General features: G+C 52.3%; 12 protein-coding genes. 5 read left to right on the forward strand and 7 right to left on the reverse strand.

Annotated elements, in window-relative coordinates:
• The first annotated feature begins 19 nt into the window (after positions 1–19).
• Positions 20–1,111, forward strand: a complete 1,092-nt coding sequence (locus Q0J60_RS00125) for a DNA cytosine methyltransferase (RefSeq protein WP_294438161.1) — start codon at positions 20–22, stop codon at positions 1,109–1,111.
• 21 nt (positions 1,112–1,132) lie between these two features.
• Here Q0J60_RS00125 and Q0J60_RS00130 read toward each other — a convergent pair whose 3' ends face one another.
• Genes Q0J60_RS00130 through Q0J60_RS00145 form a run of 4 tightly spaced genes read right to left on the reverse strand, consistent with a single transcriptional unit; the run spans position 1,133 to position 7,098 of the window.
• Positions 1,133–2,041 (reverse strand): PD-(D/E)XK motif protein, encoded by a 909-nt coding sequence (locus Q0J60_RS00130; RefSeq protein ID WP_294438162.1) that lies wholly within the window; start codon positions 2,039–2,041, stop codon positions 1,133–1,135.
• Positions 2,042–2,049: 8 nt separating this feature from the next.
• Entirely contained in the window at positions 2,050–4,218 is a 2,169-nt protein-coding gene (locus Q0J60_RS00135) for a Z1 domain-containing protein (protein ID WP_294438163.1), read from the reverse strand.
• A gap of 1 nt (position 4,219) precedes the next feature.
• Positions 4,220–5,815: an ATP-binding protein gene (locus Q0J60_RS00140; RefSeq protein WP_294438164.1), complete on the reverse strand. Its 1,596-nt coding sequence runs from the start codon at positions 5,813–5,815 to the stop codon at positions 4,220–4,222.
• Positions 5,816–5,820: 5 nt separating this feature from the next.
• Positions 5,821–7,098, reverse strand: a complete 1,278-nt coding sequence (locus tag Q0J60_RS00145; RefSeq protein ID WP_294438165.1) for a DNA cytosine methyltransferase — start codon at positions 7,096–7,098, stop codon at positions 5,821–5,823.
• Between the two features lie 240 nt (positions 7,099–7,338).
• On the opposite strand from Q0J60_RS00145, the gene Q0J60_RS00150 reads away from it, so the two are divergent.
• Positions 7,339–8,553, forward strand: a complete 1,215-nt coding sequence (locus tag Q0J60_RS00150) for an ATP-binding protein (RefSeq protein WP_294438166.1) — start codon at positions 7,339–7,341, stop codon at positions 8,551–8,553.
• A gap of 21 nt (positions 8,554–8,574) precedes the next feature.
• Here the strand turns inward: Q0J60_RS00150 and mazG are convergent, their stop codons facing one another.
• Together mazG and Q0J60_RS00160 are read right to left on the reverse strand one after the other, a co-directional pair.
• The gene (gene mazG, locus Q0J60_RS00155) at positions 8,575–9,393 is read right to left on the reverse strand and encodes a nucleoside triphosphate pyrophosphohydrolase (RefSeq protein ID WP_294438167.1); all 819 of its coding nucleotides are present in this window, start codon (positions 9,391–9,393) and stop codon (positions 8,575–8,577) included.
• 458 nt (positions 9,394–9,851) lie between these two features.
• Positions 9,852–10,040, reverse strand: coding sequence for a 4Fe-4S binding protein (locus Q0J60_RS00160; protein WP_294438168.1), 189 nt, complete (start codon positions 10,038–10,040; stop codon positions 9,852–9,854).
• A gap of 288 nt (positions 10,041–10,328) precedes the next feature.
• Here Q0J60_RS00160 and Q0J60_RS00165 point away from each other — a divergent pair, with 288 nt between their 5' ends.
• Entirely contained in the window at positions 10,329–10,685 is a 357-nt protein-coding gene (locus tag Q0J60_RS00165; RefSeq protein ID WP_294438169.1) for a helix-turn-helix domain-containing protein, read from the forward strand.
• A gap of 327 nt (positions 10,686–11,012) precedes the next feature.
• Here the strand turns inward: Q0J60_RS00165 and Q0J60_RS00170 are convergent, their stop codons facing one another.
• Positions 11,013–11,477: a hypothetical protein gene (locus tag Q0J60_RS00170; RefSeq protein WP_294438170.1), complete on the reverse strand. Its 465-nt coding sequence runs from the start codon at positions 11,475–11,477 to the stop codon at positions 11,013–11,015.
• 230 nt (positions 11,478–11,707) lie between these two features.
• On the opposite strand from Q0J60_RS00170, the gene Q0J60_RS00175 reads away from it, so the two are divergent.
• Both Q0J60_RS00175 and nikR read left to right on the forward strand, forming a co-directional pair.
• On the forward strand, positions 11,708–11,962 hold the full coding sequence (locus Q0J60_RS00175; protein ID WP_123209528.1) for a dynein gamma chain protein: 255 nt from the start codon (positions 11,708–11,710) through the stop codon (positions 11,960–11,962).
• 2 nt (positions 11,963–11,964) lie between these two features.
• Positions 11,965–12,477, forward strand: coding sequence for a nickel-responsive transcriptional regulator NikR (gene nikR, locus Q0J60_RS00180; RefSeq protein ID WP_294438171.1), 513 nt, complete (start codon positions 11,965–11,967; stop codon positions 12,475–12,477).
• The last annotated feature ends 33 nt before the right edge of the window (positions 12,478–12,510 follow it).

Below are 12,510 nucleotides of genomic sequence, written 5' to 3' on the forward strand. Positions count from 1 at the left end.
TTTCAGGAGGATTTTCTTAATGAAACGTTTCGTCAGCCTTTATTCGGGAGCTGGTGGTCTCGACCTCGGTTTCATCGCCGCTGGGTTCACCCCCGTGTTCGCAAACGATATCAACGCAGATGCAATGAAGACCTACGCCGCCGCAATGGCCGCTATCTCGAAGAAGACCGGCAAAGCATTGAACCACAGGATAGTCACCGGTGACATCAGAGAAGTCGAGGAGCTACCCGAGAAAGGCTCGGCGGAGTTAGTTATTGGTGGACCGCCCTGTCAGGGCTTCTCGGTCGCAGGAAAGATGGATCCGAACGACCCTCGCTCTCGTCACGTCTTCGATTTTCTCGCTATGGTTGAGAGGATCCAGCCTATGGTGTTCGTGATGGAGAATGTTAAAGCTCTCGCCAAGAACAAGCGCTGGGCGGGAACCATCGCCGATATCCGCAAGAAGGCGGAAGAGATCGGCTACAAAACCAACCTTGAAGTGCTGAACAGCGCCGACTACGGTGTGCCCCAGACGAGAGAGCGCATGTTCCTCGTCGGAGTCAAAAACCATAGCATCGATTACGATTACCCCAAACCGACAGTCAAAGAATGGATGAGCGTTGCCGACGCCCTACGCAAACTGCCTCCCCTTGGAGAGCCGGGCAACGACCAGGCTTGCAAGGCAAAGATTACTGCGGCAAAAAATCCCGTACTCCGTCCATCGCCGTTTGCGGGCATGCTTTTCAACGGCCAGGGGCGTCCAATGAACTTGAACAAGCCCGCACCGACGCTTCCCGCTTCAATGGGCGGGAATAGAACGCCAATAATCGACCAGGAGACGCTTGAAACCGGTGCCCCCCAATGGGTCGAAGAATACCACGCAAAGCTCCAAAACGGCGGCAACCTTATCGGCAACGTCCCGGTCAGACTTCGCCGCATCTCAGTCCAGGAAGCTGCTGCCATACAGACATTTCCCCGGGATATGCCATGGTACGGCTCGCAGTGCTCCCGCTATCGCCAAATCGGTAATGCTGTTCCTCCCAAGATGGCTTTTGAGGTCGCTCGATCTGTCGCAGAAGCTTTCGGCATGGATTTAAATGCCAATTCCTCCCTGCTCGACGAACTTGGTTAAGGCGTCGGACTCGACGCGTCGTCACGTCAAGACTTTGCTGAGGGTTTCATGCAAGCTCTCCCAGGCGAGGTCGGCAAGATCAAGTCGGTAGCTCAAATCATGGATACGGTCTGAAATATCCTTAAAGAAGTCGATATTCTTGGCCGGATAGCAACGTATATCACGAACAAGGTATGCCGTTTCGAGTCCTTTTTCATCTACTCTAAGAAGTTGCTTTGCTAGCTCTGCCTGCGATCGGAAGTCAGTAAAACAGTTCTCGTATTTCGTGAGCCGCGCAGCGAGTTGTCTAAGCGTTTCTCCATTTGGAACCCTCTCAAGAAGAACTACGGCAAGATAGTTCGCATCTTCACTGAAAAGTTGGGCGTGCTTTATATGGACGTTCAACTTTTGAGTAGACGCCGCCTTAACTTCGATATTGCTCGCTTCGAGAGCAAAATCATATTTTGATTCTTCGCCAGCCAATTGCCAGTAGCGCGTAAAATCAAGGTCGATTCCTGTTTTTCGAACCGCATCAATCAGCGCCAGTTCGCCGTAAAGTCCCATCGCATTGATAAATCGCTGTCCGCGCAGGGGCCTGAAGAGACCGTTGAGAGAATAGAAGAATTCTTCGAAGGAAAGGGCCGTGCTTCCCTTGGCATGCATGGCACATAAGTCTATGAAGGCAGCGAGTTCTTTATCGTTTTGGAAGCTGGTCAAACGAATCATATCAAATCGCTGGATATCAAAGAAATGGTCACCTTCCGCAACTCTCAGCCTGATACCGAGCCGCAATTGGAGGCATTCAGTCTCAACCGCACTGTTGCTCTGAGCAGATTCTCCGACCTTCTCTGCGTAAATCGGCTCTCCGTTGCACACATAGAAACCCCCTCGTGCGCTCAAAACGCGCACGAGATAAACGCGTCCATCACAGGGATACCCATCGAAGTCCATATTGCTTATCATGCTCCAGCATAGCCTTTCTTCAAGTCATTCTCCCTATATAACGCAAACATATATTGCGTTTCGTCTTCAAGGGCAACCCCGTCAACTTCGGGACAAATATTGAAGATTTGAATACTGGCTTGTGCTACATCGCTGACTACCAGCTTGTCACCAAGATATTTCACACCGTCATCAGTACGACCTTGGTGCAGAGCTTTGATGACATTTCTTTTGTCAGCGGAATAGAAACTGCGGTGTCTGACGCGACTCCCCGGTGTCATAAGCAAGACGGCAACCGTAGGAACACTCTTTAAGACCTTTTCGACTTCGATCTGGCTAAAAGAATTATCCATATAGATTCCCTCAAGACTATGCATGAGTCTTGCAACCTGTCGTCCAGAACAGAGGGCCTCTTGGCAACTGGGCTTGCCATCATCTCTCGCGTAAGACTTGTCAACAAAAGTTAGTCCGGACAAGAAGTCTCTAACGCATTTATTGTTATGCTCGATTTCGCTCTTATTCGACGTGCGGTAACGCTGTTTGAGCCACTCTCTGGTGTAGATTGAGAAATAATCCGCAACAGCCCTTCTGGTGGGCTTTTGTTTCGAATCCTCCGCAAGAATGACGATCTCGTCAATCGGCAGTTCACCAGCTTCGACCTCGCCGAATTGCCTCCAGAGGTCATCTTCCATTTCCGCAAGGAAGGAGAACTCGTCGGCAATGGTCTCAGTCGTAAACAGCTTTATTAAGTCGCTATACTTTGATCGATAGCCAAACCAGCGAGCTCGCTGAAGATTGGTATCCATATTGCCATCAGATTTTGGCCAGCGAGTAAAGTAGGTTGTTAGCAGACAGTCGAAGGTGATTCCACGCTCCAGAAGTTGAGCGCCAATATAAATCTGATGGATTTTGAATTTGATGATTTCGCGTGTTCCTCGGTCTTGGCCGTTATGAAGCGCAATGCCCGTATCGTTGAGCACGTCACTCATGAGCTGCAATAGGTGATCGTCAAAGGGGACATTTCGCTTCACGTCATCCGAGAAACATTTGTCGTACACGCCAGAGAACAACGTGCGCGCGTCGTCAGATCCCTCTAGCAGGGAATCCTCAATAGCATCTTTAATATTTGCGATATAGGAGGCAATCCACTGATAAATCAATGAGTGGGTATCGACCTCTCGGAATGCATGAATGACCATGTGCGTATGCATTCGCTTCTGGCCTCTCTGCCGCGATTTAAGAATAGCACTAGCCATAATAAAGTGCCGAACCGCAAATCTGAGCGATTCCGGGCTTCGATTATCATCCCTCGCGTCATCCATTTCATCTGGAACGGTGTAGATAATGCCATGGTCCTCAAGATGGAAGAAGTCAGCCCCGCAATAACCTCTGGCCGGATGAAGAAGATGGACGGAATTAGGCCGCAAAGCGCTTAACGAATTCAAGAAAATGTTCGCTTGTGGCGTGGCTGTAACCGAGAAATAAAGCGGGTCGTCGAGAATTTCTTTCATGGTGCGAATGGCGGCATAGGTGGCCGATGCATCACTCGCTTTATCTTTCACGTTATTCAGGGACGCCTGATCACCTTCGTCGTCAATAACAAGAGATCGTATGGGGTAACCCTTCAAATTGTCGAGTTTCTCATTCACACCTCTGATACGTCGTGCATCTTTAATTGTGATGATGAAAACAGGTATACCCTCATCGAGAAAAGATCGTATGGTGTCTGCCGTCAAATTGTTGATACAAAGCTCATCTTTGCTGTCCGTGGTGAAAATATTCGGAGTTGAGGGGTCCCAAAGATCATCTTCCTCATCGGTGTCTTTAGGTGAATCCATGGTTTTGCGGAAACGCTTAACGGTCTGCTTGAGCAGGGTATTGTCATAACCACCGTACATGACAATCAAGTTGAAGCCATTGTCCAAGGCAAGACCAACAAGCGCTTCAAGATTAGAAGTCTTGCCAGACTGGACTTTGCCGACCAACAGAACATTATTAGTTTTTGACGGATCCTTTTCCTGCAGAAGCGAATCGCTCAACACCTTTTGGGCGGCACTCCTTGTTTTTCGCGCACCCTCCTCCCCATAAGAACTGAGGTGCTTGCCATACACTTTGTTACTGTAATCGGAAAATACAAGCGTTGGCGTCGAGCCGGCTTCGTCTTCGAACTCATACACTTCGTTCATATTAACCCTCACTTAACTTATTGAGATATCGGTTCATATTGTTGCGGATGGCACTTGCCATAATGTAGCCGTCGGCAGAAGAATTGAGCTTGGCAGTCTCTTCCGCGACTACAAAAGCGATGACGAACTTCTCTAGAACGACTTGGAATTCGTCTTCGTTGGAATATGGCTTAAAAAAGGGATGATTCACGTTGATTGTGACGCCGAGCGACTCATCATCATTCTTCGCAACATGAATCCACCTTGCATTGCTCCCAATTTCCCATGAGACATGAATATTCCTGGTCGTCACGTCATTCAATCGGACGGTATAAGAACGCTCAGAGCTTTGGAAATCGCTTGGCTTTTGGTTATCTTCATTCATCTCCAAAGCGAATTGCTGCACAACGTCATCACGAATATCGAAGAGCGACTGCGAAGGGATGTCGACTTCGTCGTGGTCGTGGTCGTCTGCGCAACGGTCCCCATCAGGGGTGAGGTTCATTAGATTCAGGTTTTCGACAGCACGAGAAACTTCTTCTTCCACGCGCTCGGAATGCTTGTCGGAATACTGCTCCTCACGCGCCCGTTCCTTGATGCTCATCCTGGCAATGTCGATGTAATCTTGGATTTGTATTTTCAATTGCGTCAGAAACTCGTCTTCGAGACCGTCATGCCACACAAATCCGTCTTTCGCCTGGTTGACGGGAAAATCATCGACATTGAGCTCGCCAAACAACTTCAGTGCAACTTGGCTGTTTGATGCGCCGAATATCTCGTGAGGCTTGTAGTTTTGATCTTCTCCGCCAATAATGACGCGGTTTCGGCGAAAGAGAGCAAATCCTGACTTCGGAAATCCAGCCGGGTTCATAATGCCGACAAAACCAGTTACGCGGTAGGACTTGCCTAGGAAATCAAAACTGAAGTCGAGGTCCTTTTTCCATTCCCTGTCCCTAAACCGCAGAATCGGATAACCCTCGAAGGCGATATCTTGGTCATTGACATTGATACGAACCTCGCCACCAGCAAGGTCGCGTCGGTACATGCTAGCAAGCATGGCACGCGTTTTTCCAATTGAGCGCGGCCCCATAGTCTTGGTTACTTGCGTAATGTGGATAGTAGTTCCGTGTTCCCAAATCGGAGCAGACTCAACACGAATTTCTATATCGCTTTCGCCGGATTCCTGAAAGTGTGGAATGTCGACAACCGCCGTGTATCGATTTGGCGATCCATACGCGGTGCTTGTTACGCTCCAAACATTTCCGAACCACGAAGCTGCGGTTTTGAGACCCATGCCAAATTCATTTCGGCTGTTCTCTTGCTCACCATTTTTTGCATCCAGGGTAATGGCATCCAGAAACCTATCGCGTTCCATGCCGAAAGCATTGTCCTCGATGGTCAAAGTACGCTCCCTGGGATCGTGCGTAACGATAATACTAAGTTTGAAATCAGGGACGCTTTCCCTTAACTCAGTCCTATGAAGAAAATACGATTGGGTTGAGTTGTCGACAAATTCCGCAATGGCGTAGTGGGGCTTATAGTTCAAACGCGAAAAAACATTCATGATGCCAGCCGGCGGCCGCATGTCATACATAAAATTGCCTGACGTATTGGGCATATTGGTTACTCCTTGCGCATTAAGCGGAGCAGCCCTTTGCCGAGCTGTCTCGCTATTTCAACGTTTACAGCATTGCCGAGTTGGCGATATGTTTGATTGTCGCTCTCACCAAACCTATAGTCGGGGTCAAACGATTGAAGCTTTGCGGCCTCTTTGGTCGTAATTCGCCTGAAATGCCCCATGCCTTCATCCCAAACAATAGGCGTGTTAGGCATAGCGACAAGAGTGGGGAAAAGATCGGGCCGCTTAACTCGAACGCCTGATTGGCGGATTTGAATCAAACCGCATTTAATATCAGGAACATCAGCACCACAGTTCCATTCAAATTTCTGTAGCAGTTTGCTCCTGTCATACATGTGGTATCGCTTGACCCAATCATCAACAAAATCCCGATGAAGGTGGTAAAAATGCCTGTTATGCCGTAGGTAGTTTTGTTTCCAGTTGGGCATTTCGGCAATCCCCATCGATTCGAAGAAATCAGAATCTCGATCAATACCTATTCCAAAATGAGAGAGCCATATCGGAAAACCAATAGTTTTAATCCCAGTCCCAAATCTAAACTCATCCCAAGCAAGCAAAGCCTCTTCAACATCAGGCGCAACGGCAAATGATTCATCAACGTCTTTATCAAGAATGCCAAAGGCGGCATTGTTCTCGCAAGGTTTTTTCCGCAAGTCAAGGTCGCCTTCGGTTATCCTCGAGTTGGGAAGAATCCTCTGGTCCCGATCTCGTTTCTTAATACCAAGAATAAAAACTCTTTCTCTTTTTTGGGGGATGCCGAAATCAGAAGGCGAAAGAATCAATGGGTCTTCAGTGATGATGAAATCACGTTTCTTGAGTTCTTCACAGATTACAGACCAGTTACTTTTATTGTCAGCAAGATTTCTAACATTCTCGAATATGAAACCTTTAGTTTCGGGGTGCGCATCAATGATGTCAAGGATCGAGAAGAACAGTTTTCCTCTTGACTCATCTTCAAATCCCAATTGTTTTCCAGCTTTGCTAAATGGTTGGCAAGGAAAGCCGGCACAGACTAAATCAAATGCCGGGATGTCAGAAGGACTATCGATACTCGTAATATCGCCCAGCATGGGAGTAGTGGGGAAATTGGCTCGATAGGCATCCACGCAGGAATCGTTCACCTCTGCCGCGCCCACGCACTTGCCACCGAGAGACCTCATCGCCAGATGAAAGCCACCGATTCCAGCGCACAAATCAACGTATTGAAATGGTATTTGGCTCTCGCTTACTCCCAACACCAAATGTCCTATCTTTTTCATCATTGTAGCCAGGGGCGAATGATGTCACAACCGACAAAATACTTAACATTATATTTAAAATATTCTCTTGGTTAGATTCATAACGGCCGTTGAGAATAAAACGCATGCCAACGGCCTTCTGCCCGCAATCACTCACGGCTGTATCAGTTCTACTATTATTCGATTTATCCAGATATTTGGACGAATAGGACTATTTTGCTAAAATCATCCAAGTAGCTGGATGATTTACCCATTGGAGCAGCCATGGCAAAACCTGCGCATCTTATCGAACGTCCGCAAGCGATGGAATGGCTTCGCCGCTGGCGCAATCGTGACGTAATCAAAGTGGTCACGGGAATTCGCCGATGCGGAAAATCCACTGTGCTCGCACTCGCCCAGCAGGAGCTTTTGCGCGATGGAACGCCTGAAAACGCCATTATTTCGCTCGACATTGAAAAGATGGCGTTCGACGCCCCGAAAACCGCAAGGGAACTGCATGACCTCGTGGTATCGCAACTCAAGGCGCAAACGAACTACGTATTCATCGATGAAGTGCAGCGCGTGCCCGAATTTGAGAAGGCCGTAGACGCCCTCTTCGCACGCGATGACGTTGACCTTTACATCACGGGATCAAATTCCGACCTGCTATCTAGCGAATTGGCGACGCTTCTCACCGGTCGATACGTTGAGCTGGCCATGCTACCGCTCTCCTTCGCGGAATATCGATCGGCATTCTCTCAAGAGCTTAGCGACGAGGACCTGTTCAACCGCTACCTCGTTTATGGAGGAATGCCTTACACGGCCACCATGCCGGAGTCGGACGTGGCGGATTACCTCGATGGCGTGCTCAGCACCATTCTGGTGAAGGACGTATCGCTGCGTCACCCTCGCTTCAATATGACGGCAATCAGATCGCTGGCAGCGTTCCTTTCCGACAACATTGGCAACCGTTACTCGCTCAAAACCATCGCAAATGGCCTTTCCCAAAACGGCACCAAAATATCCCCTACAACCGTTGGCGAATACCTCGATGCCTTGTCTGAAAGCTACATCGTGTTTGAGGCCAAACCCTACGACGCAAAAGGCAAAACGCTCCTTAACCAAGGTGGAAAATACTATCTGGGAGACTTGGGGTTCAGGCATCTGCTGCTAGGACGCTATCAAAGCGACCTGGGGCGCCGCGTTGAAAACATCGTCTATCTGGAGCTTTTGCGCCGCAATCGTAATGTGTTTGTTGGGCGCACCGGAGAAACGGAGATAGATTTCGTTACCGAGGGAAACCAGGGCACGCACTACTATCAGGTCGCTCTTACCGTTCTCGATGAAAGCACACTCTCCCGCGAGCTTTCTCCGCTGCAAAGCGTTCGCGACAATTACCCGAAAACACTCCTGACGCTCGACCGCATAGGACTAGGCGATCACGGGGGCATCAAGCACGTCAATATTATTGACTGGCTGCTAGGGCGCGAGGAGGCCTAGAAGAGGTCACGCACGTCCGATTTACTTCTGCCCGCCGTCGCGTTCCCGACGTTTGGCCTCCTGCCAGAGGGCCTCTTGCTCGTCGATGGTCAAATCGGCAGCGTCCTTGCCTTGCGCCCATGCGGCGCCTTCGATGAACGCCCAGCGGCGACGGAACTTCGCGCATGTTGCACGCAGGGCGTTTTCCGCGTCGATTCCTCGCCATCTCGCCACGTTGACCAGCGAAAACAGCACATCGCCAAACTCCAGTTCGGCATCCTCGGGGGCTGCGCTCTTGAATTCCTCGACCTCTTCGGCCACCTTTTCCCACACGCCTTCTTCATCGGGCCATTCGAAGCCCGCAGCAACGGCTTTGCGCGAAATCTTCTGCGCCTGCATAAGCGCCGGGAAGCTCGTGGGGACGCCGTCAAGCAAACCTTTGCGCTCCGTCTGACCAGCCGCCGAGACGGATGCCGCCGCCGCCTTGCGCTCCTCCATCTTCACTTGATCCCAGATGTCACCCACCTGGTCGGCAGACTGCGCCTTCACGTCGCCGAATATATGGGGATGCCTGCGCACCATCTTATCATTGATGTCGCGGCACACGTCGTCGATCGTGAACTCGCCCGCATCGGCAGCAATCTGCGCCTGCAGCACCACCTGCAAAAGCACATCGCCCAGCTCCTCGCGCAGATGCTTCACGTCGTCGGCCTCGATGGCGTCAACCGCCTCATACGCTTCTTCAATCATGTTGTGCGCGATGCTCTGATGGGTCTGCGCACGATCCCACGGGCACCCGTCGGGCGCACGCAGCTGCGCGATGGTCGCGACAAAAGCATCAAAATCGGGGTGAGCGGCCATTCGTATCCTCCTATACGCCTACCCCGCCCATCAAAGGCAGAGCTATCAAGCATAAACTGACGGCAGGGACAAGAATTCTTAAATTCATGGACGTTTTTGCGACTTTACCGGGCCATCATTCGACCAGGGTCTCACATACTTGTTTGCTGAAGCTGCCCGACCTCGAAATACGCAACCTCGCTCTTATAGCGAGCGCATATTGCACCCCGAGGCAATCCAACAGTTTCGACAAGACGGACTTTTTGGCCTCAAATTCCCGGTAAACTCGAAATAACGTCCACGAAATCCTTTTTTCATGGCGGGGAACATTCCCACCGCCCAAAAGCAGCTGCCCCGCCCGGCGCGAAAGCCGAACGGGGCAGCCATGCATACTAAGCCGTGCGCCAACTGCGGAAGAGCCCGATCGCGAAGCCTAAGCCATGCTCGCCTCTAGCCGACCGTTCGCGCGTCGCGCGGAACTAGTCCTCGGCGATCTCGGGGATGCAGCCCATGGGGCACGCCTCAACGCAGTCGCCGCACGCGATGCAAGCGTCCTCGTCAACAGCCTCAACGACGCCGTCCACGATGTCCAGGACGCCCTGCTCGCAAGCCTCAACGCAGATACCGCAGCCGATGCACTCTTCGGTCTCAAGCACGGGATGAGCCATAGCGGTACTCTCCTTCCGAATTTATTAAATCAATTGACACTGACACTGAGAGAAGCGCGCTCGCAGCGGGCGTGCTTCAAATCACCTGCGTGCAAGATAGCATTTAATCGCTCGTTTGCAAGAAGAATCTTGGAACCGGTACAGAACCGGGCAGGTTGTGAACAATGATAAAAAACTGATTGAAGTAATCAGGTTTCTGTGGGATACTAGCAGCCTGATTGCAATTCAATATTCAAGTTTCGCTTAACCACACTACAAACACCGCACGAGCGAAAGGACCTAAGCCGCATGGCAACAAAGCTATCCCGCACCGCATGCCCCGTTGAAGCTACGCTTTCCCTTATCTCGGATAAGTGGAAGGTTCTCATTCTGCGCGACCTGCTCACCGGCACCAAGCGCTTCGGCGAGTTGAAAAAATCCATCGGAACCATTTCTCAGAAGGTGCTCACGTCCAACCTCCGCGCCATGGAGGACGACGGCCTGCTCATGCGCGAAGTGTTCGCCGAGGTTCCCCCGCGCGTCGAGTACACGCTCACCGAACGCGGCGCAAGCCTGGCGCCTGTCATCAACGCCATGCGCACCTGGGGCGAGGCCCACATGGCCGAGCTCGCCGCCGAAGAGGAAGAAGCGCGCCGCGCCTCGTAACCCTCATGCGTGCTTGCGCCGCTTTTTGACTTGCAGGTCAATCAAAAGTCAGCGAGGTCGAATCTGGCGAGCCATATTGCCCTAAAAGAGGAGCGCCGCGTACTTCGTACGCAAGCGACGATTGCAGGGCAAGATGGTCGCCAGATTCGACCGCAGCGTCGGCTAGTTACGTCGGCCGGCAGATCATCGAGAAGAGGAACGAAACAGCGAGCGGTCGTGAGGTGCGGCATATAGGGCCGCCGCGCGGCTGAGCGTACTTTGGTACGCGAAGGAAAGCGCACAAGGCCCTAGATGGCGTGCCTCACGACCGCACAGCGTCGTAGCGCCTCATGCGTGCTTGCGCCGTTCGGAAGAACGGCGCAATGTCTTTAATAACGCCCAATCACGCTGCTTGGTGCGCTCTTGCGCCAAATCCGCCTCGAACGATGTGAACGCCACGTACGGCCTGCCGAACAGGCGGCCGTAGGTGTCGGTCGCCACTTCGCAGCGGTACGCCTGCGCAAGCAACGCCGCCGCCACATCATCGGCAATGATAACCGCCTCAGGGTCCAATCCCTCGAGCGCTGCGAAAGCATCCGCAGGCGCAAGTTGAGATGCGTCGAGATACACAGGATCCGGCATGCCTACGCCGTTGCACGCGGCTTCGAAAGCCGTTTTCACGCCCGCCGGAAGCGCGCCATACGACACGATGCAGGCAGACGCGTCAACGTCCCCGTCGATCGCCGCATCAAACGGCGCCAGGCTTTCAAGCTTGGCATTCACGTACATGTTACTTTTTGCAGGTTTTTTCACACCGTTTCCTTGCCCACTCTTTACATTGGCACCCCACAAGTAGCAATAATAGCCCCAACGAACCCGCTCCTCAATAAAGGATGGAAACGGGACCGAAGTTAGTCGGCAAAACGTCAGGGGCGTTCGTCGAGAAGGGCCCGCGCTCAGCACTGAGCTCTGAGCGCTCGCGAGCCGCCCGCGCAACACATCCCTGAGCGCAAGGCAGGCGCTACACAAAGTAGGAGGAAATCATGTGCACGAACGGAATTAACACCGACCAGTTCGAAATGATGATCGAGCAGATTGATGACCATATCAAGCTGGAGCGCCGCTGGACCCATAACCTCGCTCACAAGGCTGAGGACGCTGGCTTTGAAACCGTGGGCGAAAAGCTCCACACCGCCATGACCATGCTCGACGACATCCGCGCGCTGCTCGATGACGCGAAGGACGCCCTGGAAGATGACGCCCGCGACGCAAGCGGCGTGACCGTCGAACTGGTGTAGCCATGGGCCAGGATCTCGCCCGCTTCTCGGTCACGATGCCCGAAAGCCTGCTCATGCGCTTCGACGCCCTGGTGGCGAAGCGCGGGCTGGCCAAAAACCGCAGCGAAGTGATTCGCGATCTGGTGCGCGACGCGCTGGCCGAGGAGGAGTGCTCCATGCCGGGCGAAGAGGTGATGGGCACGCTCACCATCGTCTACGACCACCATACCGGCGCCGTGCGCGAAAAGCTCGACAGCATCCAGCACGAGTTCTACGAGCAGATCGTGACCTCCCTGCACGTGCATCTCGATGCGAACATGTGCATGGAGGTGGTGATTCTGCGCGGCGAAAGCGGGCTCATCCAGGCGGTTTCCAACATCATCCTGGGCACGAAAGGCGTCACACACGGACACCTCACGCTCACCTCGACCGGGTACAGTCTCTACGACAGCCATCAGGGCGGGTCACAGGCGCGCGCCTTTGCCCGCGCGCATCCGCACACCCCCACGGCGGCGCCGTTCCAGATGAGCCGCTAGCCCGGCGGGATATGACCACCAAGCATCCGAGGT

It is taken from the genome of uncultured Slackia sp. (assembly GCF_944321625.1).
Taxonomy (GTDB): Bacteria; Actinomycetota; Coriobacteriia; order Coriobacteriales; family Eggerthellaceae; genus Slackia.

What these genes read in the sequence shown, in the direction of transcription:
- mazG (WP_294438167.1), bottom strand. Translation starts at nt 9,393, where the DNA reads ATGGCCGCTCACCCCGATTTTGATGCTTTTGTCGCGACCATCGCGCAG.
- Q0J60_RS00130 (WP_294438162.1), bottom strand. Translation starts at nt 2,041, where the DNA reads ATGGACTTCGATGGGTATCCCTGTGATGGACGCGTTTATCTCGTGCGC.
- Q0J60_RS00125 (WP_294438161.1), top strand. Translation starts at nt 20, where the DNA reads ATGAAACGTTTCGTCAGCCTTTATTCGGGAGCTGGTGGTCTCGACCTC.
- Q0J60_RS00140 (WP_294438164.1), bottom strand. Translation starts at nt 5,815, where the DNA reads ATGCCCAATACGTCAGGCAATTTTATGTATGACATGCGGCCGCCGGCT.
- Q0J60_RS00145 (WP_294438165.1), bottom strand. Translation starts at nt 7,098, where the DNA reads ATGATGAAAAAGATAGGACATTTGGTGTTGGGAGTAAGCGAGAGCCAA.
- Q0J60_RS00175 (WP_123209528.1), top strand. Translation starts at nt 11,708, where the DNA reads ATGTGCACGAACGGAATTAACACCGACCAGTTCGAAATGATGATCGAG.
- nikR (WP_294438171.1), top strand. Translation starts at nt 11,965, where the DNA reads ATGGGCCAGGATCTCGCCCGCTTCTCGGTCACGATGCCCGAAAGCCTG.
- Q0J60_RS00165 (WP_294438169.1), top strand. Translation starts at nt 10,329, where the DNA reads ATGGCAACAAAGCTATCCCGCACCGCATGCCCCGTTGAAGCTACGCTT.
- Q0J60_RS00150 (WP_294438166.1), top strand. Translation starts at nt 7,339, where the DNA reads ATGGCAAAACCTGCGCATCTTATCGAACGTCCGCAAGCGATGGAATGG.
- Q0J60_RS00135 (WP_294438163.1), bottom strand. Translation starts at nt 4,218, where the DNA reads ATGAACGAAGTGTATGAGTTCGAAGACGAAGCCGGCTCGACGCCAACG.
- Q0J60_RS00160 (WP_294438168.1), bottom strand. Translation starts at nt 10,040, where the DNA reads ATGGCTCATCCCGTGCTTGAGACCGAAGAGTGCATCGGCTGCGGTATC.